At 58.4% G+C, this 23,314-nt stretch carries 24 protein-coding genes and 1 tRNA gene; 20 read left to right on the top strand and 5 right to left on the bottom strand.

The genetic code is table 11. The features are described 5' to 3' along the window. The first annotated feature begins 24 nt into the window (after window positions 1-24). The 5 genes from mobA to OXH74_RS19340 all read left to right on the top strand — a co-directional run bounded on the left by mobA (window position 25) and on the right by OXH74_RS19340 (window position 6,961). Entirely contained in the window at window positions 25-612 is a 588-nt protein-coding gene (gene mobA / locus OXH74_RS19360) for a molybdenum cofactor guanylyltransferase MobA (protein WP_375738410.1), read from the top strand. Between the two features lie 154 nt (window positions 613-766). Further along, window positions 767-988, top strand: coding sequence for a YgdI/YgdR family lipoprotein (locus OXH74_RS19355; protein WP_375738409.1), 222 nt, complete (start codon window positions 767-769; stop codon window positions 986-988). Window positions 989-1,174: 186 nt separating this feature from the next. Beyond that, window positions 1,175-1,251 (top strand) — tRNA-Pro (locus tag OXH74_RS19350). A 166-nt stretch (window positions 1,252-1,417) separates the two neighbouring features. Then, entirely contained in the window at window positions 1,418-2,650 is a 1,233-nt protein-coding gene (locus OXH74_RS19345; protein ID WP_375738408.1) for a tyrosine-type recombinase/integrase, read from the top strand. A gap of 543 nt (window positions 2,651-3,193) precedes the next feature. Next, complete coding sequence (locus tag OXH74_RS19340) at window positions 3,194-6,961, top strand: hypothetical protein (protein WP_375738407.1); 3,768 nt, start codon at window positions 3,194-3,196, stop codon at window positions 6,959-6,961. A 235-nt stretch (window positions 6,962-7,196) separates the two neighbouring features. On the opposite strand, the gene OXH74_RS19335 is transcribed toward OXH74_RS19340, so the two are convergent. Beyond that, a complete protein-coding gene (locus tag OXH74_RS19335) occupies window positions 7,197-8,174 on the bottom strand; it encodes a DUF4041 domain-containing protein (RefSeq protein ID WP_375738406.1) in 978 nt (325 codons plus the stop codon). A 167-nt stretch (window positions 8,175-8,341) separates the two neighbouring features. Between OXH74_RS19335 and OXH74_RS19330 the strand changes: the two genes are divergently transcribed. The 13 genes from OXH74_RS19330 (at window position 8,342) to OXH74_RS19270 (ending at window position 17,453) form a co-directional block, all read left to right on the top strand. Next, window positions 8,342-8,659, top strand: a complete 318-nt coding sequence (locus tag OXH74_RS19330; RefSeq protein WP_375737727.1) for a transposase — start codon at window positions 8,342-8,344, stop codon at window positions 8,657-8,659. Beyond that, window positions 8,656-8,991 (top strand): IS66 family insertion sequence element accessory protein TnpB, encoded by a 336-nt coding sequence (gene tnpB / locus OXH74_RS19325; protein ID WP_155688131.1) that lies wholly within the window; start codon window positions 8,656-8,658, stop codon window positions 8,989-8,991. Before OXH74_RS19330 ends, tnpB begins: the two co-directional genes overlap by 4 nt. Before the next feature lie 61 nt (window positions 8,992-9,052). After that, complete coding sequence (locus OXH74_RS19320; protein ID WP_375737726.1) at window positions 9,053-10,588, top strand: IS66 family transposase; 1,536 nt, start codon at window positions 9,053-9,055, stop codon at window positions 10,586-10,588. 507 nt (window positions 10,589-11,095) lie between these two features. Continuing rightward, a complete protein-coding gene (locus OXH74_RS19315; RefSeq protein ID WP_375738405.1) occupies window positions 11,096-11,404 on the top strand; it encodes an ogr/Delta-like zinc finger family protein in 309 nt (102 codons plus the stop codon). Then, window positions 11,397-11,645 carry a helix-turn-helix transcriptional regulator gene (locus OXH74_RS19310; RefSeq protein WP_375738404.1) on the top strand — a complete coding sequence of 83 codons (249 nt, stop codon included), beginning with the start codon at window positions 11,397-11,399 and terminating at the stop codon, window positions 11,643-11,645. The genes OXH74_RS19315 and OXH74_RS19310 overlap by 8 nt, the downstream gene beginning before the upstream one ends. Beyond that, complete coding sequence (locus OXH74_RS19305; protein WP_069083210.1) at window positions 11,642-11,932, top strand: AlpA family transcriptional regulator; 291 nt, start codon at window positions 11,642-11,644, stop codon at window positions 11,930-11,932. Before OXH74_RS19310 ends, OXH74_RS19305 begins: the two co-directional genes overlap by 4 nt. Beyond that, entirely contained in the window at window positions 11,929-12,177 is a 249-nt protein-coding gene (locus OXH74_RS19300; RefSeq protein ID WP_375738403.1) for a hypothetical protein, read from the top strand. The genes OXH74_RS19305 and OXH74_RS19300 overlap by 4 nt, the downstream gene beginning before the upstream one ends. A 505-nt stretch (window positions 12,178-12,682) precedes the next feature. Next, the gene (locus tag OXH74_RS19295) at window positions 12,683-12,862 is read left to right on the top strand and encodes a hypothetical protein (RefSeq protein ID WP_375738402.1); all 180 of its coding nucleotides are present in this window, start codon (window positions 12,683-12,685) and stop codon (window positions 12,860-12,862) included. A gap of 71 nt (window positions 12,863-12,933) precedes the next feature. Then, a complete protein-coding gene (locus OXH74_RS19290) occupies window positions 12,934-13,185 on the top strand; it encodes a hypothetical protein (protein ID WP_375738401.1) in 252 nt (83 codons plus the stop codon). Further along, window positions 13,178-13,453, top strand: coding sequence for a hypothetical protein (locus tag OXH74_RS19285; protein ID WP_375738400.1), 276 nt, complete (start codon window positions 13,178-13,180; stop codon window positions 13,451-13,453). Before OXH74_RS19290 ends, OXH74_RS19285 begins: the two co-directional genes overlap by 8 nt. Then, a complete protein-coding gene (locus tag OXH74_RS19280; protein ID WP_375738399.1) occupies window positions 13,450-14,451 on the top strand; it encodes a toprim domain-containing protein in 1,002 nt (333 codons plus the stop codon). Before OXH74_RS19285 ends, OXH74_RS19280 begins: the two co-directional genes overlap by 4 nt. Window positions 14,452-14,453: 2 nt before the next feature. Then, window positions 14,454-16,247 (top strand): DUF927 domain-containing protein, encoded by a 1,794-nt coding sequence (locus OXH74_RS19275; RefSeq protein ID WP_375738398.1) that lies wholly within the window; start codon window positions 14,454-14,456, stop codon window positions 16,245-16,247. Window positions 16,248-16,670: 423 nt separating this feature from the next. After that, window positions 16,671-17,453, top strand: a complete 783-nt coding sequence (locus OXH74_RS19270) for a hypothetical protein (protein WP_375738397.1) — start codon at window positions 16,671-16,673, stop codon at window positions 17,451-17,453. Between the two features lie 102 nt (window positions 17,454-17,555). Here OXH74_RS19270 and OXH74_RS19265 read toward each other — a convergent pair whose 3' ends face one another. The 3 genes from OXH74_RS19265 to OXH74_RS19255 form a co-directional block, all read right to left on the bottom strand. Then, the gene (locus OXH74_RS19265) at window positions 17,556-18,191 is read right to left on the bottom strand and encodes a hypothetical protein (RefSeq protein ID WP_375738396.1); all 636 of its coding nucleotides are present in this window, start codon (window positions 18,189-18,191) and stop codon (window positions 17,556-17,558) included. Next, window positions 18,184-18,969: a hypothetical protein gene (locus tag OXH74_RS19260; protein ID WP_375738395.1), complete on the bottom strand. Its 786-nt coding sequence runs from the start codon at window positions 18,967-18,969 to the stop codon at window positions 18,184-18,186. Before OXH74_RS19260 ends, OXH74_RS19265 begins: the two co-directional genes overlap by 8 nt. A gap of 598 nt (window positions 18,970-19,567) precedes the next feature. Beyond that, the gene (locus tag OXH74_RS19255) at window positions 19,568-19,807 is read right to left on the bottom strand and encodes a glutaredoxin family protein (protein ID WP_375738394.1); all 240 of its coding nucleotides are present in this window, start codon (window positions 19,805-19,807) and stop codon (window positions 19,568-19,570) included. A 237-nt stretch (window positions 19,808-20,044) separates the two neighbouring features. On the opposite strand from OXH74_RS19255, the gene OXH74_RS19250 reads away from it, so the two are divergent. Beyond that, window positions 20,045-22,006: a cation:proton antiporter gene (locus OXH74_RS19250; RefSeq protein WP_375738393.1), complete on the top strand. Its 1,962-nt coding sequence runs from the start codon at window positions 20,045-20,047 to the stop codon at window positions 22,004-22,006. On the opposite strand, the gene OXH74_RS19245 is transcribed toward OXH74_RS19250, so the two are convergent. After that, complete coding sequence (locus tag OXH74_RS19245) at window positions 22,007-22,564, bottom strand: TetR/AcrR family transcriptional regulator (RefSeq protein WP_375738392.1); 558 nt, start codon at window positions 22,562-22,564, stop codon at window positions 22,007-22,009. 143 nt (window positions 22,565-22,707) lie between these two features. Between OXH74_RS19245 and OXH74_RS19240 the strand changes: the two genes are divergently transcribed. After that, on the top strand, window positions 22,708-23,304 hold the full coding sequence (locus tag OXH74_RS19240; protein ID WP_375738391.1) for a glutathione S-transferase family protein: 597 nt from the start codon (window positions 22,708-22,710) through the stop codon (window positions 23,302-23,304). The last annotated feature ends 10 nt before the right edge of the window (window positions 23,305-23,314 follow it).

Here is a 23,314-nt window from a genome sequence, read left to right as displayed (position 1 = left end):
ACAGCCCCGCACTGGAGAACTGCCATGTCCGACACGCCTTTTCCGCCCTGCTCAATCCTGCTGCTTTCCGGCGGACGCGGGCAGCGCATGGGTGGCCGCGACAAGGGCCTGATCGAGTGGCAAGGCCGGCCGCTGATTGCCTGGCTGCATGAGCGCGTGCGGCCACTCACCGATGACCTGATCATCTCCTGCAATCGCAACGCCGACCGCTACTGTGCTTGGGCGGATCAATTGGTGCAGGATGACAGCCCGGACTTCCCCGGCCCACTGGCGGGAATACGCGCTGGTTTGGCCGCCGCCCGTCATGACCACCTCCTGATATTGCCCTGCGACGCCCCGTTGCTCGATCGGGAGCTCCTGGACGCACTGCTGAACGCGGCGGGGGAGCGGCCGGTCATGCTGCGCCAGGGCGACTTCTGGGAGCCGCTGTTCAGCGTCCTGCCACGATCCTTGCTGCCGCAGATCGAACGTGCCTGGCAAGCAGGTGAGCGAAGCCCCCAACGCGTCCTGCGCCAGCTCGACCCCGTGGCGGTCTACTGCCCTGCCAACGACCCACGACTGGCCAACCTGAATACGCCTGAATTGCTCGATGCTACCCAGGCGAAGCACTGAAGACGCTGCAGGGCGCAACTGACCTTGCAGGATCTACCGCACGCCAAGCATTTCCACGCGCGCCCAGATACAGCCCGTATTTTTTCCGGAACTTGCCAGGAAGATTCACGTCAGAACGCTCGTACAACTAGCGTAATCCTCAAGGAGATTGACGATGAACCAGCGGATAGTTCCCGCCTTCTTGCTCGCACTGGGCTTTTTCACTTTGGCTGGCTGCTCCTCGCCAACCGTGATCACCCTCAATGACGGGCGCGAGTTTCAGGCCGTGGACAAACCCGACTATGACGAAGACACAGGCTTCTACGAGTTCGAAGAACTCGACGGTAGACAAGCCAAGGTGAACAAGGATCAGGTACGTACCATCAAGGAACTCTGACCCTCGAGCCCGCCCCGCCCATGCCGAGGGGCGGGCCTCACTCAACTGCCCCCTTCGCCCGCCCGCTAAGCATGCGGTCCGGACAGCGCCGAAACATTTCAGCCCCGGCATCAAGCGGGAGCTTAAAAAAATTTCAGCTAACCCCTTGTACGCCATAAAGTTTTCTGTAGAATGCGCGTCACACAACGGAGCGTAGCGCAGCTTGGTAGCGCGTCTCGTTCGGGACGAGAAGGTCGCTGGTTCGAATCCAGTCGCTCCGACCAATACGATGTTTCTGGTTGTCCCAAGTAGTACCAGAAACACCCTGAAAAGCCCGCCTAGTGCGGGCTTTCTTGTTTCTAGCTGTACCATGTAGCTTCAGGTCATTTCACCCCGCCGTGTATGCTAATGTGTATGCCCGGGGAAAATTCGAACCAGAGGCATACAAGGATGAAACGGCAAGAAATCAAGCGCCGTCCGTTGGCCGATACCACCCTGGCCACCCTCGAGCCAGAGCTCAAGGTTTACCGCGAACACGACGGCAACGGGCTCTACTTCCGCGTGAAGCCCAATGGGCAAAAATCCTGGGAACTCCGCTACAAGAAGCCGGACGGCAAATGGTCCTGGCTTGGCCTTGGCGCCTACCCCGAAGTAAGCGGCGCCCTCGCCCGCAAGAAAGCCGCTGAGCTGCGAACCGAAGCCGCCAACGGCAACAACCCCCTCGTCACCAAACACGCCCGCAAGGCAGCCGCCATCGCTGCGGCCACCAACACATTCGAGAAGCTCGCCCGCGAGTGGTTTGAGGCTCGCCGGCCGAGCTGGGAAGAAGGCACCTCCAGGCGAATCATCGGCTCGCTCCAACTGCACGTATTCCCGGTGTTCGGCTCACGCCCCTTCACGGAGATCTCTCCCATGGAGTGGATGGAGTTCTTGCGGGAGATGGAGCGCAAAGGAATCGTCGACCAGACCGGCAACGTCCGGCGCTTCTGCAAGGAGATATATGACCTTGCCCGTGTCACCGGCCGCGCGCTCTACAACCCCCTCGAAGGGCTGCACAAATTCCTCCAGTCCAGGGCGGCGGAAAACTACGCCCACGTCTCGCACGAAGAACTTCCTGCCCTCCTGCGCGCCATTAGCGCCTATCCCCACGCCAACGACATTCGCCTCGGCCTTCGCCTGCTGATGCTCACCGCGGTTCGCCCCAGCGAGCTACGTGAGGCGCCCTGGACGGAGTTCGATCTGAAGAAAGGACTCTGGAACATCCCCGCCGCACGCATGAAGAAGCGCCGCGATCATGTCGTGCCGCTTTCGAAGCAAGCCCTGGAGCTTCTTCGCAAGCTCCAGGAACTGAATGGGCGCTACCCCCTACTCTTCCCAGGCCGCAACGACCGGACCAAGCCACGCAGCAACATGGCCTTCAACATGGCGCTGCGGCGCATGGGCTACGAAGGTCGGCAAACCGGCCACGGCTTCCGGCACATCGCGTCCACACTGTTGCGCGAGAACGGCTTTCCTCGTGAGCACGTCGAGGCGCAGTTGGCGCATGTGGAGGAAGGTGTATCAGGGGTCTACAACAAGGCGATCTATCTGGAGCGACGGCGGGAAATGATGCAGTGGTATGCCGAGCACCTGGAGATGCTCGAGCACGGCAATGTTGTTCAGGTGGATTTCAAAAGGCAGTGATGCCGGGCGGCGATTCAAAGTGAGCAAATCGGCTCGCCTTCATCCGCGCCGGCTTGGCGCTGACATTCGCGGCTCCAGCACCAATTCGCTTTGATCGACACGGCTAGATTGCCGACCTCAATGGCCGACCGACTCTGCCCGATGCTGCCGGTGGAGGACTGGCAGATACCAGCCGGATGGGTCTTGAGATTAGGAAAAATTGATTCCCCATTTTCCCGCTGCCCTTATCTCACGCAGCGTCCATGCCTACATCATCACAAACGATCGGCAGTCCTAGACACCATGCAATGAGGTTGCTGAAGGAGCAACGTAATGACAGCTGAGCAAGCGTACACCGCAGGGTGTGATTGCTTATAGGCATCCCTCTTGTAAATAATAATGACCTAGGAGCCGTCCTTACACCAAAGCGCTGGCATAAGCCTATTCATTCGACACGCTCAATCATCAAGAGCCGCGAAGTCAACATCTAACCACAAACCGAAAAGATTCTTAACACTCACAACATAATTATTAGACTTATAGCTTATAGGGATAAGAGCACAAATGGCCAAACCATTCCGAGTTGAATCAGAGCACATCAACAGGCTAACAGACGTTCAACTTACACAATTATTAAGCATTCTACTTCAATCCGAAGCTTATAACAGCGGCATTTCCCAAGACGCCGCCGAAGTCGCACTCAACATAAGAGTTGGCGACGGCGGAATTGATGGGATTATTAGCTGGAATAACGGCCCAAACAAAACAAACTATCTCCCACACCGACTGATAGTATTCCAAAATAAAGCCACCGAAATGGGTCCAGCAGAATACGCAAAGGAAATCATGACCAAGGCCCGGTCAAATCAACCCAGCGTAGTCAAGCCTGTACTAGACAAGTACCTTCAAGACGGAGCCGCATATATAGTATTCACATCCCAGGAGCTAAATACTCAGCAGAAGAATGAGCGGAAGACAGCCGTCAGAGAACAACTTCGATCTCAAACCAAGCCGTATGCCGACTCGTTCCTCATGGAGATCTACGATGCTGCTCAGATAGCAGACTGGGTAAATAATTATATTGCAGCAATAGTATCTGTCCAGCACTGGGCTGGCACTCCGGTTGAAAGAGGCCTGAAGACATATCAACTATGGGAGGGGCACGAGGATATTTCGCGCCTACCGTATCTTGAAGCAGAGAGCAGGAGGAGCACGCTTGAAACCTTAAAAATAAAAATAGAAGAACCTAGGGTTTGCCTGCGAATAATGGGCTTGTCAGGGCTAGGGAAAACAAGAACTGCCTTCCAAATATTTGAAGAACGAGAGTCTCTTAGAAGCCATTTAGTATATGTAGACGCAAATCATGCACCACAAATAGATGCTTTAGTCGCTGACTGGGTAGGGTTGGGACTTAGAGCAATACTCGTTGTAGACAATTGCGACTATAGACTGCATGAAAGCCTTTCCAAAGAAGTACGACGCACGGGAAGCCAAATAAGCCTACTAACACTTGACTATGATCTGGACTCCGTCTCCACAAACTCAATCTGCTTTAGATTGGAGCCCATGAGTGATGCTGAACTAGTTCATCTACTAACTCCAATCTATAAAGACAGATTACAGGACCTAGAGCGGATAGTCTCATTCGCACAAGGCTTTCCACAAATGGCAGTCTTACTAGCTGAGGCAAGACTTACAGAAGACCCAAGAATCGGTATCTTAACCGAAGACGATCTAGCGCAGAAGTTGCTATGGCGCAGAGGGGAAAGTGAAAATCCAGAGAAAATCAAAATTCTTCAGGCCTGCTCTCTTTTTGACACATTCGGAATTGAAGGAGAGGTTGAAGCGCATTTAGATTTCATTGCAGGAATTGTTGGAGTTAATATTGACTCGGTATTTTCGTGCATTCAGGATTACACGGATAGAGGAATAATTGATCGCCGCGGAAGATACGGCCAGCTAGTACCTAAGCCTCTTGCTATAAGATTAGCTGGACAATGGTGGTCAAAAACAAGGGAAGCCAAGCAAAGAGAATTGCTTGATTCAATGCCAATGGACATGATTGAGGGTTTCTGCTTCCAAATAGAAAAACTTGACTACCACTCAGACGTCAAGAAACTCACTGAACAGTTGTGTGGGCCCAAAGGCCCTTTTGGCCAAGCGGAAGTGATCTTGTCGGCTCGGGGTTCTAGGCTCTTCCGCTCGTTTGTGAACGTCAACCACGAGTCCACCACAGCGGCACTACATAGAATACTTACCAGCCTTAACCATGAGGACATTCTTTCTATTGAGGGGGATATTCGAAGACATTTAGTTTGGGCTCTAGAAAAGCTCTGCTTCCACTCTAACACTTTCGAAAAAGCCGCATGGTGCATGTTGCTAATGGCAGTGGCAGAAAATGAAAGCTGGAGCAACAACGCAACCGGAATGTTTTCCCAGCTTTACAGAATCAACCTATCGGGAACAGCTGCAGAACCTAATATTAAATTTTCATTACTGAAAAGCGCCCTGCGTTGCCACTCTACAAATATTGACCTGGTAGTACTAACTGCTTTAAAGGAGGCAATAAATACCGGCAGCGGAAGCAGGTCGGTGGGAGCTGAGTACCAAGGGACCAAACCACCGCTAGAAGAATGGCGACCCAAAATATGGCAAGAAATATTTGATTATTGGCAGTCTGCATTTGATTTGCTCCTCACTTTAATGGAAAGAGGGAAAGAGCAAGAAGACAAAGCACGATCGATAATTGGAGAATCAATTAGAGGCCTGCTATTCCACGGTAGGATACAATTACTTAGCGATGCAATAGATAGAGTAATATCTTATAGCGGCAGATATTGGCCAGAGGCATTAGACAGTCTCAAGGCAGCACAAAAATACGACAGCGACGCGAGCAAGCCAGAGATTGCTCTAGCCATAAGTGAATGGCTAGAGCGTTTAGAGCCAACCCCAACGAGCATAGAAGAAAAACTAAAAATTATTGTAGTAAATCCTCCCTGGGAGCACGAACAAGGCGAGGACGGACGATACATTGACATTGCGGCAGAGAATGCAAAGAAACTTGCAACGGAAATTTCTGGCGACATAGAACCAATATATGAAAAACTTTCACTATTGGTTAAAGAAAGACCAAAGCAGGGATTTGCCTTTGGTCGTCAACTAGCTCTAGATACAACTAAAGCAGAGGAGCTATTTAATCGAACCTTTGACTTCATGAGGACACTGGAAAGAGCCAGCACAGATTTCCCCTTCGGACTATTGCGTGGCATCTATGAAAGAAACCCCGCCCAATGGGAAATCCATATAGAAAAACTTTCCCACGACCTAAAAATGGTGAAATTTTATCCAGATGCAATTCGAACAGGACAAATCGATAAAAAGCACCTTGATAAAATTATAAGCTTGGTCAAGTCATCCTCAATTAAGGCTCGAAGCACTATATCATTGAGCTATGGAGGAGTACTTGACGATCTAGCCCCTGAGATCGTGGAAGATTTTTGCTCAAAGCTCGCAACATTTGGAACGGAAGGACACTGGGCGGCAGTCAACATTATTTACATGTACTGCTTTGGCGAAAAGAAAAACCTTGAGCAGCTGCAAGCTACAATATCTTCACTTTTAGCCAATTTGCCGATTCACAAAGACACTGACACACACAATCGCGATATGCACATATGGCGAGACCTGATTGAAAAAGTCATTAGCGACTCCAACTCAGACTTAGCCGAAGCAGTTGCAAAACAGATAATTTCTGATTGCAAGATCGGCTTTGATCATGGAGATATTTGGAATCACATCAAGCCTGTACTATTGCGACTCATGCGCAAACATCATGACAGGATCTGGCCGCTGTTTGGTATTGCAATCTCGACTGCTAAAGGCAAAGAAAAATATTGGTTAATGCAGTTATTTGAACGCGAGAATGGGCTAACAATTAACTTACCTAGCGTATTCTCAGTCATTCCTGCCGATAGAATAACTGCATGGTGCGAACTAGCGCCTGAAACTAGACCAGCCTTCGTTGCAGCCTGCCTTAATATATTTGAAAAAATAGAAGAAGAGCCACACCCAGGAAACCTATTTATAGAAATATTGAAGGCGTTTGGGACTAACAGCAAAGTCACTTCGGCCCTATCCTCGAACATGAACAGCAGGTCTTGGTCTGGCTCACTCGTCCCTTACCTTGAAGAGGACAAGCGCACTCTTAGCGAGTTGTCTGATCACGAAAATGATAATGTCCGGAATTGGGTGCGCGACAGGATTTCGGTTATAGACAAGCAAATCGAGCTCGAGAAAGTCCGAGACGCAGAGAGAGAAATAGGTAGATATTGAGATATCGCCAAGCCGAACACCCTTCGGCTTGGCAACTTCCCGCTCAGACCATATACGACAATGAATCACTCTATTAATTCATATCTACTTCTGACCTGAAGAAACTGGTGACAAACTTCGGATGCCGACAAGACTTGGAAAACAAAGTAGAACAACAAAAGGACAGATCAATTCTCTCTACTCTAAATACCCTGAGGTAAATAGACCTCTAGATAACCGAGGCCAATTGGTATTGCTAGCCTTGCGCCGCAACTCGTCCTGACTGCTGAATTGCGGCCTTGGGCAATTCCATACGCAGGCTTTCGCGATACTGCTCGGCCGGCGCCTCGTGCGTGACCTCGACTGCAGCGTCGTAGTTTTCTCGAATTACTGACTCGATCTCAGCAATGTCCGCACGGAAGAACTCCTTGCGTCCGTTGACCTTGTTCAAGCGGCCTGCAGCAAAGCGTTCGTGGAGCTTCGCTTCCAGGGCTGGGGCGTTATCAGAGAAGACCATCGCATGCACGTCAAACCAGAACGGCACCGATGCGTCACCCAGCTCATCGACGCGATCCAACGGCTCCAGTCGGCGAGTCATACCGATCTTGTATATCCCTTCCCCGAACGCTCCCACGTTGGAGATCACGTACACATATCCGGCCTTGGCATTCTGTTCGCGATAGTCAATGAGCTTCTCTTCACTCTCCAACGCCGCCCTTCCCGCTTCAACCTCAGCCAGCTTCGCCAAAAGTGGCGCGCGCTCTTCTTCGGACTCTGCCTTGTCCAAGCGAGCCTGGAGGTCACGCATAGCGGTCGCGAAATGTTTGCGCTCCTTAGCAATCTTCTCCCGGGCAGCGCGAATCTCCTGCTCTAGCTTCTGTTGTTCCCGCAACTCTTCCCGGGCACGCTTGGCTTCTTCCTTTTCCTCCTGCTTCTTGATCTGAAACTCATGGGCAAGGTGCAGCTCATCGATCTTGAGACCCAGGTACTTCCGCGATAGCTCCACGGACATAACCCTGCCTAGGCGGTTACAGGCCTCGAAGGACTTGAGGATTCTCTTCTCGCCCAATTCGACGTTGTCAAACTTTACGTTGTCCACGCAGTAGTCTGCCTCGTTGTTGAACGAGCGGATCACCAGCTTGATCATGTCGTTGACGAGTTTGCGTCCCTCCGCCTTGCTCCCGTTTACCTCCCAACCCATGTTCCCGGTAGCGGCCTCTCCACTCTTGATCATCGCCTTCTGGCGCTCGCGAACGCTGTCTAATCGGGACTTGTATTCATGACTGGCATTCAATTTGAACGTAAGCGTCCAGCCAAGTCACCTTCCGAACTCCCGCATTAAGGGCGATGGTGTCCGCGTATTTTTAAGCGGACGCGATAGCCCTTATCGCCGGGATTTCCATGCGCCAACGAAGCTCTTACCCCAAACCGTTCAAGGCCCAGGTTGTTCAGGAGTGCCTGCAACCTGGTGCGACCGTCTCCAGCGTTGCCATCAGCCACGGCATCAACGCCAACGTCATTCGCAAGTGGCTGCCGCTTTACCGAGATCAGCCACCAGCGGCGTTGCCGGCGTTCGTTCCATTGAGGGCCACGCCTAAACGAACAACTGAGGCGTTCGCAATCATTGAGTTGTCCCTTGGCGAGCAAGCGGTCACGGTGAAATGGCCAGCCTCCGATCCTGAAGGCTGCGCCCGCTTTGTGCGTGGGCTCACCCCGTGATCCGCATCGATACCATCTGGCTCGCCACCGAACCGATGGACATGCGCGCCGGTACCGACACCGCGTTGGCCCGTGTGGTGGCCGTGTTCGGTGCGGCGAAGCCGCACTGTGCCTATCTCTTCGCCAATCGCCGCGCCAACCGCATGAAAGTCCTGGTGCATGACGGTGTGGGTATCTGGCTGGCCGCGCGGCGCTTGCACCAGGGCAAGTTTCACTGGCCAGGCATCCGGCACGGCTCGGAAGTCGAACTCGACACCGAGCAACTTCAGGCTTTGGTACTGGGTCTACCCTGGCAGCGGGTCGGTGCCGCCGGCGCGATCACAGTGCTGTAGCACCTGCCATTAGCCCATCGGTTTATCTCCGCTGACCGCCTGCTCTGGCACAATCAGCGGCATGACTGCCTCGCCCAATCTCGACCAACTGACACCTGACCAGCTGCGCGCACTGGCCGCGCAGTTGCTCACGCAGGTCGACCTGATGGGCAAGAAGATCCACCGCGACCAAACGGTTATCGAGAACCTCACCCACGAAATCGCCATCCTCAAGCGGCACAAGTTTGCCAAGCGCAGCGAGCAACTGAGCCCTGACCAGGGCCGCCTGCTGGATGACCTGCTCGACACCGACATCGTGGCCATCGAGGCGGAGCTGAAAGCGGTCAATCCGCCGGCTGCGCCGGCCGAAGCACGCCAGCAGCCCAAGCGTGCACCGCTGCCACCGCAACTCCCGCGCACCGTGATCCATCACGAACCGGAGAACACCCAGTGCGCCTGCGGCTGCCAGCTGCAACGCGTGGGTGAAGACGTCAGCGAAAAGCTGGATTACACGCCGGGCGTGTTCACCGTCGAGCAGCATGTGCGTGGGAAATGGGCCTGCCGCCAGTGCGAAACGCTGATCCAGGCGCCGGTGCCGGCGCAGGTGATCGACAAGGGTATCCCCACCGCCGGCCTGTTGGCGCACGTGATGGTGGCCAAATTCGCCGACCACCTGCCGCTGTACCGGCAGGAAAAGATCTTCGGCCGTGCCGGCCTGGCTATCGCTCGTTCGACGCTGGCGCAGTGGGTCGGGCAAACCGGCGTGCAGCTCCAGCCGCTGGTCGATGCGCTGCGCGAAGCCGTGCTGGGCCAACGCGTGATCCACGCTGACGAAACCCCGGTGCAAATGCTCGCGCCGGGCGAAAAGAAAACCCATCGGGCTTACGTCTGGGCCTACAGCACCACGCCCTTCGCCGATCTGAAGGCCGTGGTCTACGACTTCAGCCCCAGCCGTGCCGGCGAGCATGCGCGCAATTTTCTTGGCCAGTGGAATGGCAAGCTGGTCTGCGACGACTTCGCTGGCTACAAGGCCGGTTTCGAGCAAGGCATCACCGAAATCGGCTGCATGGCCCACGCCCGCCGCAAGTTTTTCGATCTGCACGCGGCGAACAAAAGCCAACTGGCCGAACAGGCGCTGCACTCTATCGCTGGGCTGTACGAAGTCGAACGCCAAGTGCGCGACATGAGCGATGAAGAACGCGGGCGAATACGGCAGGAACAGGCTTCACCGATCCTCGACGCGCTGCATGCCTGGATGCTGGCCCAGCGTGATCGGGTGCCCAACGGCTCAGCCACGGCGAAAGCCTTGGATTACAGCCTCAAACGCTGGCAGGCACTGACTCGCTATGTCGAGGATGGTGCTGTGCCCATCGACAATAACCCGGTCGAGAACCAGATCCGGCCGTGGGCCCTTGGACGCTCGAACTGGTTGTTTGCCGGGTCGCTACGCAGCGGCAAACGGGCGGCGGCAATCATGAGCCTGATCCAGTCGGCGCGCATGAATGGGCATGATCCCTATGCCTATCTCAAGGATGTGCTGACACGACTGCCGACGCAGAAGGCCAGCGCTCTAGCCGAGCTGCTGCCGCACAACTGGGTATCCGCCGGCAAGGTGTAATGCCCGTTCGCTTACATTTGAACTTCGGCTCGTAGAGCGCAAAGCTCTCGAGAAGTAACGTCTCCTCCCAGACTAAAATCTGCCCCTGCAAGTCCGAGGAGCGTTGCGCCAACGCCGCCACCCCCTCTTGGGCGCGCTGAATCTCCAAGCGGACGGCAGCAAGCTTCTCTTTCTCCTGCGCTATCAGACTCTGAACCTCCAGAGCCTCCATGGCACCGATCTTCCTAGTGAGCGCTTGCAGCTGCGCATAGCGCGCCTGCAGGTCCGTAAGCTGGATGTCCAGATCATCCGCTCGCTGCCGGTGCGCAGGTCCGTTCCAATAGTCGCTAAAGGACATAGGTTCCTTCCTCCTTACTGAATCGAATGGTTGTTCAGTTCTGAACGCCAACCTAGAAGCTTTTATAGCGCAACCCCACCTGTAGCAACCCCACCTACAAGTCCCCCTCATACCCTTCTTCCCCAGTCCTCAGCATGCTTGGGCCGTCCAGATATGGAGGCCCATTCGACATGAACGAAACACCCCGTCCACCCGAGACGACCAGGAGCAATCTCCGGCGTTGCTGCCCGGACTGCGGGGCGCCGTTGCTCAAGCGCAGCTCTGATTGCAAGCACGTGCTGCTGTCGACCACCTACCTGGTGTGCCGCAACGTAGTGTGCGGTGCGACCTTTGCAGGGGTGGACGAGATCACGCATCGGCTCAGCCCGCCGAGTTTTCCCAATCCTGAGATCAAGCTTCCCTATGCGCCCAACGTCATTCGCCGGGGCGTGCTGAAGGCGCTTGGCCTGCAAGCTCAGCAGGAGCGCGGCCATGACTGACCTCAGCATCCACCGGGCAAAAGGCGCCGTCGAGGTGCGTCTGGTGCGCATCCAGGAGCTGCTGGATCTGACCGGCCTGTCGCGCAGTTCGGCGCATCGTCTGATGAAGAGCGACGCCACCTTTCCAAAGCCCGTAAAGCTCAGCGACAGCAAGGCACGCAACGCGCCGGTCGCCTTTGTGCTGAGTGAGGTGCAGGCGTGGATTCAGGGGCGCATCGAGGCACGGGGAGAAGGCCGATGAGCCGGGGCCGAACAGCAACCTTTCAGCCGCACCAGGGCCTGCAATTGGGTAACCGACTGCTGCGCCGGCGTGAGGTGGAGTTGAAGACGGGCAAGAGCCGCGCGGCGATCTATGCCGAGATCCGCGCCGGCACCTTCCCGGAGCCGGTGCCCATTGGGCGTAACAGCGTGGCCTGGCTGGAGGCGGAGGTCGATCAGTGGATCTCCGACCGCCTGGCAGAACGCAACCGAGCAAGCGCGATGCGGGGGGCTCGCACTTCTCGACTCACTCAGGAGATCCAGCCATGAACCACTACACCCTCAACATCAACGGCCAGTCGATCCGCTTCGCCCTGGAAGACTTCGCCGCCCTGGAGGCCGTCATGCTCGAGGCCGCTCGCAAGCCAGGGAAAGAAGCCTTCCGCGACTCCAGCTCGGGGCGCATTTCGGCGACCCTGGAACTGGGCGCCACGCCCGGGCGCCTGAAGTCGCCTACCCCACCGCCCGGCCGCCAGTTTCTGAGCCAGCAAGGCCAGATCCTCACCGACTGCTAACCCGCCCACTCAATGCCTAACTGCTGCCCGGCCCCGCGCCGGGCGGCCAGGGGATTCTCATGCCTCAGAAAAGACAAAGCCCCGGCAAGCGCGCCAACGCTGCCAGGGCCAATTACCGCAGAACTCACGGGCCGCAACCTATCACGACGACCAGGGCATTCGCCCATGTTGGCGCGCTTCACCCGCTGGCATCGGAATGTTCTGACAACAGCCAGCAGCCCGCTAAAGCCTTGCCAAGCGCGGGCCAGCAGACCTATAGTCCGCCCGTCACGGTCAATCCCGTGACCGACCCTGGCCGGTCGAATAGCAATAGGCGCACAGGCGCCAAGACTCCCATTGCAGGCGCTTTTTTTGTGCCCGCAGTGTCGTGTTATGGCAGCTGTGCGCGGGACACCTTCGGGTGTGCCGGGTTCCTATTGCCCCGGTCGGCCAACCCGCGTACAGCTGCCTCCCTCATTCGCTTGGCCGCGAACGGTGGCAGCTCCTCAGCAATGGGAGTTCCACTATGCACACCCGCAATCCGTCCCCACGATTCACCCGCGCACTCGCACACCGGGCCATGGCCTTCGCTGCACTCCGCGCAAACTCCAGCCTTTCCACCCGTCTCGCCCGCTACAACCACCACATGCATCTCGCCCGTCTCGCTGCCGCCGAGCAGGTTGCCGAGGAGGTGCGTCATGACTAGCCCTCACTCAGCCCGCCGTTCCTACTCCCGCCCCCTTGTCTCAAGCCACTCGCAGGCCAGGGAGGTAAGTCATGTCTGACGTCATTCCTGCCCTCGCCCACCTGATCGCTGCCTTCCAGAACTGGGCACCCGATGAAGGTGCGCCCCGCCCTGCCCTCGAGCGCGTTATGGACGCCATCGAGATCCTCAACGACAACCCCGAGGCCAAGGCCGAGCTGCGTGCCGCGGTGGCCGATGCCCGCCAACGCGGCGCACAGCACATCGACGGTGTGCCTCTGGTCGTCCTGCGCTGCCTGCTGATGGAGGAGATGCCCCATGACTAAGCTCGTTCCGCTCACCAGTAATGCCACCAATGCGCCCGTGCTGCTCATCGATGCCAGCCGCCCGTACCTCGAGCTCCAGGAGTGCGCAGAGCAACGTCTGAGCACCGTTCGGGATCTCCTCTTGAGCCTGTCATCCATGGTCATCACGCACGCTGATGGCAAGGACGTTAATCGTGTGGCGGACGCCGCCTACCTGCTGCTGGAAGACGCCAGTGATCTGCTCCAGGCCGCTCGCCAAGCCGCATTGCGCGACGGGGGTGAGCCATGACGAAGCCAAGCATCCCTGAGCTGATTCGCCGTGTGGCCGAACATGCCCTGCGCAGCGCCGACACCTTGCTCCCCGAGTGGCTGCCGGAAGGCTCCCGCCAGGGCCGCGAATGGGTGGCGCGCAACATCGCCCGAGGGGACCGGCGCGCCGGCTCCTTCGGCGTGTCCCTGGACAGCGGCCGCTGGAACGACTTCGCCGATGACAGCGCCCACGGCGGCGATCTCGTGTCGCTGCTGGCCTACCTGCAGGGCAGCAGCCAGCTGGAGGCGGCGCAAGCCATCGACCAGCGCCTCGCCCTAGGCGTGTTTGGCTCTGCCGGCGACACCATCGCCCAGCCCCGGGAAAGCGACGCCGATCGATTGGCCCGTGAGGCCTATCAGCGCGAACAGCGGGAGCGTCTGGAGCAGCGTCACCGGGCCGTTGCAGCAGAAGCCTCGCGGCTCTGGGAGATGGCGCGGCCAGCTGACCGTCACCATCCCTACCTACAAGCCAAAGACGTGGCGCCCTACAACCTGCGCCAACTGCGCGGCGGCCGTCTGCTGGTTCCGCTGTGTTTGGATGGCCACCTGGTGAATCTGCAATTCATCGACAGCCAGGGCGCCAAGCGCTTCCTCAGTGGCGGCCGCGTGAAGGGCGCCTATTCGCTCATGGGCCGAATCGAAGGGAGCGGTCGGCTGTTTGTCTGCGAAGGCTGGGCCACGGGCGCCACGCTGCACGCCCACACAGGCTGCCCGGTGGTGTGTGCCATGAACGCCGGCAACCTCAAGGCGGTGGCCATCACCATGCGGGCACGCCACGGCGAAGCGGTGGAGCTGGTGATTGCCGGCGACGACGACCGCCAGAGCAAGGGCAACCCGGGCCGCGTTGCCGCCAACCGCGCGGCGCTCGCTGCCGATGCACTGGTGGTCTACCCGAAGTGGCCGGCCGATGTCCCGCTCGAGCTTTCCGACTTCAACGACCTGCACCTCTGGCAGACGCGCAAGTACAAGGAGCACTGACCATGAAGGACCAGGACCACAAGCCTCATCTGAGTCTGGTGGGCGAGCCCTCCGCACCCACACCCGAGAAGATCGAGCGGCCCTGCTTCGCCGTGTACGACCAGGACACCCACCGCGAGGGCAAGCACTACCGCGCCGGCACCTGGTACCACGGCGCACGGCAGAGCGGCCCGGATGACAAGACGATTCCGGTGGACCACTGGATCTGCGCTCCGCTGCACATCGAGGCGGAGACGGTGAACAGCGAGGACGGCAGCATCGGCCGCCTGCTGAGCTTCCACTACCGCGGCCGACGCATTGAGTGGGCGATGCCCATGGAGGCGCTGGCCGGCAAGGCGGATGAAGTGCTCAAGGCGCTCATGCGCCAAGGCCTGACTATCGAATACCAGCAGCGCCGCTACGTGGCGCCCTATCTGGCGAGCCAGCATTCACCCGCCCTGGTGATCGCCACCACCACCCGCCCGGGTTGGCATGAATCCGGCGCTTTCGTGCTGCCCTCGCGGGTGATTGGCGGCGACAACGTGCGCTTCCAGGACTCGGGGCGTGCGGTGAACCTCTTCACCAGTCGCGGCACCCTGGACGGCTGGCGCGCCGAGGTGGGCCGCTACTGCCTCGGCAACCCGGTGCTGATTCTCGCCGTGTGCTGCGCCCTGGCCGGGCCACTGCTGGCCAAAGTGGGCGTGAACGGTGGCGGCGTGCATCTGGTAGGCGACTCCTCGAGCGGCAAGTCCCTGGCGCAACTGGTGGCCGCTTCGGTGTGGGGCAACCCCGGCACCTTCGCCGCGTCCTGGGACGTGTCCAAGGGCGGCGTGGAGATCGAGGCTGCCTCGCGCAACGACACAGTGCTGATCCTGGACGAGATCAAGCGCGCCGACCCCAAGCGCGTCCAGGAGATGGCCTATGCCATCGCCAACGGCATGGGCAAAGGCACCATGACCCGCGAGCGGGAGGGCCGCGCCAAGCTGACCTGGCGCGTGCTGGCCCTCTCCAGTGGCGAGCGCTCGCTGTCGGAGCACGCCGCCATCAGCGGCAACAGCGCCCACGCCGGCGCCGAGCTGCGCCTGGTGGACGTGAACGCCGGCACCCGCCCCTATCGCGCCTTTGATGAAGTGCACGGCATGACCGGCCAGGAGTTCCACCGCGTGCTCAGCGACACGGTGGTTCAGCACTATGGCCACCTCGGCCCGAGCTTCGTCGAGCAGCTGGTGGAGCAGCCAGCACGGGACGCCCTGTTGGCTGCCTTCCAACAAGTGCGGGAGCGCTTCCACACCGAGAGTTCACAGGCCGGCCGCGTGGCCGACCGCTTCGCCATCATGGCGCTGGCCGGGGAGATGGCCATCTCACAACAGCTTCTGGACTGGCCCGCCGGCACAGCCGAGCAAGCGTGCCGCCAACTGTTCAACGAATGGCTCGCCAGGATGGGTGACGGCAACGCGGAGGATCGGCAGATTCTGCGCGGTATCGCCGACTTCATCGCCCTGCACGGCGACAGCCGCTTTTCCAACATCCATGCCCAGGTCGCCGATACCACCGTGCGCGAGCGGGCTGGCTACTTCGAGCTGGAGTTCGACCGGCGCCTGTACCTGTTCAACTCGCCCGCACTGGCACAGGCGGCGCCAGGGTTTGGTGCGGAGCGAGTTGTGCGCGCGCTGATGACAGCAAAGGCGCTGGCCAAGAAAGACGAAGAAGCCGGTCGCACCCGGTGGATGAAGCGCTATCGCACTCCAGGAGGAGGCAGCCTGCGCTTCTACGTGATCGACCCTGAGCGATTAGAGCATCTGGGAGAAAGTCAATGAAAACCTTCAAGCCTCCCTATGCACTCCAACGGTTTTTCATGGGGAACGGGGGAACAGGGGAACAAGCCAGCAACCATGCGGGTTTGCGCTGTTCCCCCATTAAAGAGAGGAGTGGGAACGGGGGAACACAACTCTGTTCATTAAATAACCAACCCCCTCCGTCTGTTCCCCTTAAAAAAACTGCGGGAACAAAATGCACCTCTGAAAGCCGCATTCTAGAGCAGTTTTCCCCTCAATCCCCCGTTCCCCACGATTTCGAAATCAGACGCAGGAACAAGGGGGGGGTGAGTGATTCTTGTTGACACATCTGTTGACTCTCGTTCCACGCAACCTCTGGCAAGCCTTCTGCTCGAGGGGCACTTCCGCCTCCTCGAGCACCTTTCCCTGGCCGGCAACCTCGGCCATTAACCCTGGAGATCAGAAATGACTGACCACACCTCTGCACTACCTGAACCCATCCGCGAAGTCCTGGAACAGCACCAGGAAGCAATGGCGCGTTACCAAGCCCTGCGCGAGCGTTTGGTGATCCTTGGCCAGCGCCTGGAGAAGCACCGCAACACCACCGCCGCTGCCACGGCGCAATCCGATCTGGCCGGCACGACCTGGCGCGCCAAGTTCCACGCGGCTGATGGTGAGCTGACGAAGGAGATCCGCGACCTCAAACGGGAAGAGCTGGACGCCCGCGAACTGGCAGAAGAGTACGGCCGCCTGGTGGAAGTGCTCGAGCCGGAGTTCGGGCTGATGCAGCTGGATACGGCAGAGGCATTCCTGGACGCCGAGCAACGCCGCGAGGCCGCACACAACCTGTACGCGCTCCACTGCCTGGAGAGCACCGCCGCAGCCGTGTTTGCCCTGCCGGAAGGTCAGGCACTCGTCGCAGCCCTGGCCCGCTACCAGCCCACCCTGGGACGCGAGCTGGCCAAGCACCCGGCCTTCGAGCCTGACGCCCGCGCACCGACTCAGCAGCGGATCAGCGAAGCCCTCGAACAGCGCCAGGGCCAGGTACTCAACGCTTTGGTGCAGAAAGCCACCGCCGACCCGGTAGAGCACCAGGTCGACCCGATCTGGCAGCAGTTGGAGCCGGCAACCCTGAGCGACCATGAGTTGCCGAAGCGGCAGATCGGCAGCCCCGTGCAGCGTCAGCGCCGCCGCCAGGAGTTGGAGGCCCTGATCAGGCCGCAGAAGCAGCCCGCCAGCGCCGACTAACCCGTCCCCCTACCCCTCGCCTTCAAGCCGCCCTCGGGCGGCTTTCTTTCGCGCCTACAGTGCGCTCTGACCGCAAGAAAAGGCAGAGCGCAGCCATCAAGATCACTGCACTACACGATACTGACCAGGCTCGCCCTCAACCTCGCAGAATCGGACGACCCCTGGGACGCATAGAGGGTGGCTATCCGAGGCGCGTTCACTCAGTAAGAGAAACTTTACAGGGGCGACGACCTTCTCTTGGACATCCTGCATCGTGTTGACCTCTGCCAATCGGACGCAGTAAACCCATTCACTCAAGTTTTCTTGGGGCGTCGGCCATCTGAAGAGGCGACCTTGCTCCAGAGTCAGAGCAGACTCATCAAGCGGGAACCCCATCCAGCGCTCTTCAAAATCCACCGGTTTAGTCCAAAACCCGATATGTAGGAGAGGTTGATCGTTACCAACAGCAGCTATACCAGTCCCGCCCAGACTGATCTGGAAACTGAGGTAACCGCCGACCGTCCGCTTGGGCTTGATAATGAGGGGCAAAGAATGCGCAGAGTCGGTGCATATCCAACCACTGCTCTCCGACAGTGAGACCTCTTGCCATGGGCCAGCCACAGCGAATTTCTTGGCTAATTCATCGCTCAATAAGTTATTCAGTGCCTGCCTCAACATCGGCGCCAGGAGTTCACACTCCGCGCCGACTTTGGAAAGGAAGGAGATGCACTCAGAAATAGACTTGCCGATATCAGACACAATGGCCTCCTGCCATGGAAAAGAACGCTGGTTGTGAGTCACCCAGCAATGGAACTTCGGGCTTTGTCAGACGAGCAAAGCCGTCAAAGCCTCGCCAAAAGGCCTCGGCTTTTGGCTGCACAAGTTCTGGCACAGCCACCCCCTTGAAACCGCGGAAAGGACAGATCCCCAGTTTTTGTAGACAACGCATCACCTCCGCTGACCAGCGATTGAGGAGAAGACGATCAGATTCATCGAGGTGGTTCAACGTATTCAACACATCAAACCAGGTACGCAGCATCAACTTCCCATGCCATACATCGTCCCGACCGATCGCTTTACTACCTTCGGCCGTATCGGGGGCGATAAAGAGGTGCAACGCACGCAGTTGCTCCTCGTACGACAAATATTCGTTCCATTGCTTTTGTAGTTGATCTTCTCCGCTGAGCGGAGCCCGCCATTTGAGCTCGACCAATAGCAACCTAGTCTCATGTCCCCAGGAAAGGTCGACCCGCAGGTCCGGCTCGATATTGTTCTTTCTGGGCCAGAAGCTCATTTCAGCCTGAGTCACCGCCCCCTCAGGGAGCTCAATTTCCTTTTGGTTCCACCTCAGTAGAGCGACCCAAAAGGCACCTATTGCGCTGGCTGGTAGGAAGGCTAGCGGACCCAAAATCAGGGAGGTGATTTCATCCTCCTCCGCGACCCTTCGTTCATTGGGGTCTCTCTGCCCCAAATAGCGCCGATACAGGCTCGACTTGTTGTGCGTGATAGCGTGCAGCACACCTTGCTCCTTGATCATGGAACCTATGGCCGGCAAATCCGCCTGGCTGGCTCCCCCTTATCCTGCGAACTCCTCCGCTCGCACACGACGCGTCGGAGATACTGCTGTGATGCAAGCTGGAGTTAAGTCTCTTGTCATAGGCCCAGCGGTGAAATCACCACTGTCCCATCAAGAGCGTCCTTGCATTCGCCTGCTTTCTGATTTGGGCTCCGTTCATAGCCAGGTGATGACCAGCCTCCATGACCTGCTCCTGGCGCGCGCTGTCGTCCCCCCTCCACGCCTGCGGGCTAGATAGGGTGATTTTTCTGCATGCCTGCAAGAGCCCTTGAGCCGGCCTTGGTACGCCTGTTGGCCATGGATTTACGAGGCATCCTTCCCTGCAAATCCCTGCAAAGGGGCATGAGAAACGGCCCCGTCGCAGATGGCGTGTATGCCAGCTTGTATGCCTAAAAAATATGAATTCTTATTCATTCTTATAAATCAGCCGCTTACAGAACAAATTCGAATCCAGTCGCTCGACCAAATCCCGAAAAAACCCGCCTTGATGGCGGGTTTTTTATTGCCTGCGATTTTTGATGGTGCCCCCTCCCCTTCGGGAAGTTGGCCAATGGCATGCTCAGCTGGAAAGGAAGGCAGCTACCTGGCAACCATCGAAAGGCCAGCCCATTTCCGCGCCATTGTCACAACGACGCAGCACTGGGATACGCATGCCGTATAGGTCGACCCACTCCTCACGGTCAGCGATATCCACCAGCTCAACCAACAGGCCGCGCTCTACGAATGGCATGAGCACACCTTCGGCGACCTCACACAGGTGACAGCCAAGGGTGCCGAAGAGTTGGCATTCAGGAAGCATGGAGACCTATCTCGAAGACCTGCGAGGAGAAAAGTCTAGCACGATGCGCCATCTGGATCGCTGCGAAGCCTTGTCCGGCAGGGGCTACAGGCGGTCGGGCAACCTGCGCGTCGAGTATTACGCCCCCCATTCATGGCCACACTACTGCGCTAGCGCAAGCCTTTGCAGCGCACGCCTTGGCAGGCTGGCACTATAAATAGCTCAACCCACCATCGCGATGCGAAGGGAGTTATCGCTTTGTCTGCCAACCTGCTGATCATCCTGGCGGCTTCGCTGCTGGTCATCGCCCTCTTCCGCCGCATGAGCCTGCCACCGGTGCTCGGTTACCTCTGCGTTGGCCTGATGCTGGGTCCCTCGGCCCTGAACTGGGTGAACTACGATCAGAATCTGCCGCAGCTGGCGGAGATGGGCGTGGTGTTCCTGCTCTTTACCTTGGGCTTGGAATTCTCACTGGCCAGAATGATTGCCTTGCGCCGTGTGGTATTCGGCCTGGGCAGTTTGCAGGTGATCTGCTGTGGCATCCCACTAGCCGGCTTGATGCTCTGGCTGGGCCTCGGGCCAATTGCGGCTGTCATGCTGGGCGCGAGCCTCGCGCTTTCCTCCACCGCTATCGTTGGTAAGGAACTGAGCAGCCTCGGTGAGGTGTTCTCGACTCACGGCCAGAATGCGATTGGCGTGCTGATCTTCCAGGATCTCGTAGCCGTGCTACTACTGACCATGTTGCCCGCCCTCGCCGGCCAAGGCGAGCAACCGTGGTACTGGGCATTGCCGATCACGCTGGCCAAGACCGGCTTGTTGTTCGCCGGCTTGCTGGTTGTCAGTCGCTGGCTGCTGCCACGTCTGTTCCATGAGGTCGCTCAGGCCCATTCCGCCGAGCTCTTCGTGATGCTGGCACTGGTCATCGTGCTGCTGACCGCCTGGCTCACCCACCTTTTGGGTCTATCGATGGCCTTGGGAGCCTTCCTCGCGGGCATGTTGCTCGGCGAAAGCCATTACCGCCATCAGATCGAGGCAGATATCCGACCATTCCGCGACATTCTGCTGGGCCTCTTTTTCGTCAGTGTCGGCATGCTGATCGACCTGCGGCAGTTCGTCGATGAGGGCTGGCTGATTCTCGGCCTGACTCTACTGCTGCTGACGATCAAGGGCACGGTGGTGGCGCTGCTGTCCAAGCTGCGAGGCGATGACTTCGAAGGCGCTTGGCGTACAGGTCTCGCCCTGGCCCAAGGCGGTGAGTTCTGCTTCGCCCTGGTGGCCCAGGCGCAAAAGAGTTCGCTGCTGGACGGCTCGATTGGTAGCCTCCTGCTGACCGCGACCTTTTGCTCCATGGCTATCACGCCGCTGCTGCTGCGCAGTGCACCACGTCTGGCAGCCCACTTGCGGCGTAGAAATCGAGAGCATTATCGGGTAGATGATGTCGCCGCGAGTAGCGCCAGCCTCGAGCATCATGTGGTGATCTGCGGCTACGGCCGGGTTGGCCAGTCTATCGGACGTATTCTGCGCCGTGAGGAAATTCCCTTCGTCGCGCTCGACGACGATCCGGTCAGGGTGCAAGAGGCCACTGCAGGCGAAAGCAATGTGCACTTCGGTGACTCGCGCCGCGCTGACCTGCTTGAAGCCGTGGGTACCGCACGCGCCAAGCTGCTGGTGGTGGCCGTGAACGATACGGACTCTGCCTTGCGCATCGTCGAGCAGGCACGCAACCTTCACGAGTCACTGCCGATTCTGGTTCGAACCCGGGACGATAGCCGACTCGAGGAACTTCAGCAGGCCGGCGCCAGCGAAGTGGTCCCCGAAGTGCTGGAATCCAGCCTGATGCTCGCCTCCCACGCCCTGCTTCTACTGGGTCTGTCCCACGGCCGGGTGAAAACACATCTGGATGAAGTTCGTCGTAACCGCTATCGGCTTCTACATGGTTACTACCATGGCGCCCAGGCCAACCTCCTCGATGCCGGCGAGCAACCGAGGCGCCTGTTGCATGCGGTCAACCTCAATGAGGATGCCTTCGCTTGCGGTCGGACGCTTGAGGAACTGGCGCTGGAGGATCTGGAACTGGAACTTCAGGGTGTGCGTCGAGATGGCCAGGAAGTTCCGCTGGCGCACAGCCTGAGCTTGATGGTGGGAGATGCAGTGCTGATTTCAGGGACGCTGGCAGCCATCGAGGCAGGTGAATCCAGACTTCTGGCGGGCCAGGACTGATCAGAGCCCCTCGGCGCGCAGCAGGGTATCGACGGCGGCCTTGGCCTCCATCGCCTGGCTGCCCGGCCCCTGGATATGGGCGATGCTGATCGCTCCTTCCATCACGTACTGAATTTGCCTGGCTAGCCGCTCGGGATCTGACGCCTGCAAGCGCTCCAATGCGGTGCGGAAGTGTGCCAGCACGTTGGCCTTGTGCGTGGCAGCAAGACGGTGGATCGGGTGGTCGCGCTCATGGAACTCCGCAGCGGCGTTGATGAAGGCGCAGCCGAAGAACTCTTTCTCGTTCAGTAATGCATGCAACCCGTCGAACACCCGCAGGATGGCGTCGCGCGGCGGGAGGCGTTCAAGTGCCTTGGCCATTTGCTCGGCAGCTGGTCGCATTCGCGAATCCAGCGCGGCAAGGATCAGCTCGTCCTTGGATTTGAAATGCTTGTACAAGGTCATTTTCGCCACCCCGGATTCGGCCAGGATGCGGTCGATCCCGGTCGCATGGAAACCCTCCCGATAGAAGAGTTCGAGGGCGGTATTGACCAGTTGATCGCGTTTGCTCGATGTCATCTGCTGTCTCCTGACCGGCGCATTATGCGCATCCACCACGCCTGGCTCAAACCGGTTGCCCATCAAGTGTTCATTGTTGGTTGAAATATACAGACCTGTCTGTCTATTATCCAATCCACAACAACCACGCAAGGGAACCCGCCATGCAGCTCCATGACTTCCATCTCTCCGGAAACTGCTACAAAGTCCGACTCTTCATTAGCCTGATTGGCAGCCCCTGCGAACTGCTGCCAGTCGACCTGATGGCAGGCGCCCACAAGCAACCGCCGTTCCTCGCGCTCAACCCTCGTGGACAGGTGCCGGTACTGGTCGACGACGGCGAATCTCTTGGCGACTCCCAGGCGATCCTTGTCTATTTGGCACGACGCCATGCCGATACAACCTGGTACCCGCTGGATGCCCTGACCCAAGGCCAAATCGCCAACTGGCTCAGCTTTGCCGCAAACGAAGTTCACCATGGCCCTGCCCTGGCGCGGGTTGGCCTGAAGTTCGGCCGGACAATCGACCTTGCCGCAGCCCAGGAACGCGGGCGTCGCGTGTTGGAACTGGTCGACAGCCATCTTCAGAGCAAGACTTGGTTGGTAGGCAGCGAACATCCGAGCATTGCAGACGTTGCCGTGTACCCCTACCTGGCCATGGCCAATGAAGGCGGCCTGGACCTGACGCCTTACGCCCAGCTGAACGCCTGGTTCGCCCGCATTCGCGCCCTGCCTGGCTACCTCGAGCTACCCGGCCGCTGAGCGGCATGGA

It is taken from the genome of Metapseudomonas boanensis (genome assembly GCF_042232855.1).
In the GTDB taxonomy this organism is placed as follows: domain Bacteria; phylum Pseudomonadota; class Gammaproteobacteria; order Pseudomonadales; family Pseudomonadaceae; genus Metapseudomonas; species Metapseudomonas boanensis.
This window is presented reverse-complemented; position numbering and strand designations above follow the sequence as displayed.